The sequence below is a fragment of the Howardella ureilytica genome, assembly GCF_054657495.1.
On sequence record NZ_BAAHYP010000030.1, the window covers coordinates 1 to 742 of the forward strand.

The following is a 742-nucleotide window of genomic DNA, read 5'->3' on the forward strand; positions in this document are numbered from 1 at the left end:
AAGCTTCTTTATTCTGAATTTCTGAGCGTTTGTTTCATTGGCGCTCCACAAACCGACATTCTGACCGTTTGTGTTTTTTCCGCCTGAAATATCAAGGCTGAAATTTGTATTCGCAGCAGTTCTTAACTTGATCCACTCGTTTTCGTTGATATTTAACGCAGATAAATCGGTTATCTTCTCCAGTTCAGGGTGAGCCGCGTCAAATGTTGTTGCGGATTCTATCTTCCAGCACTGAGCGTTCTTTAATGCATTAAGATCCCATACATCGACATTTTGCCCCTTTCTTACGTTTCCGCCTGAAATATCAAGAGCCTTACCGCTTACGGAATTGATAAACACATATGAACCCTCTGCATTTCTGTATATCTTCCATGTCTGAGCATAATTGTTATAGCTCTTCCACTGATCTACGTTTGTGCCCCTGTTAGGTGATGCTCCCGACACATCTACAGATGAATTGTATCCCGAAGATGCAGTCCTTATATAATATTCTCCGTTTTCGTTCGCCTTTTCTATACGGAATTTCTGAGCATTTGCAAAATTGCGCTCCCAGAGTCCGATATTGGCGCCGTTATTTCCGCTTCCGCCTGATACATCAAGGGCGTAGTTGGAATTTGAAGCGGAAAGAATATTATATTCACCTTCCGCAAAGTCTTTTACCAATGTAAATCCCTTTGATTTTACTTCATTATTTGAAGCAGTTTTGATGAGATTCCACATCTGCGTCTCAGAACCGCTTATA

1 protein-coding gene is annotated in these 742 nt (G+C 41.2%); it reads right to left on the reverse strand.

The annotated features are described in order from the left end of the window. Positions 1 to 720 (reverse strand): RICIN domain-containing protein (locus ACYQ1N_RS07585; protein WP_459834519.1); only part of this gene is annotated, 720 nt, incomplete at its 3' end. Between the last annotated feature and the right edge of the window lie 22 nt (positions 721 to 742).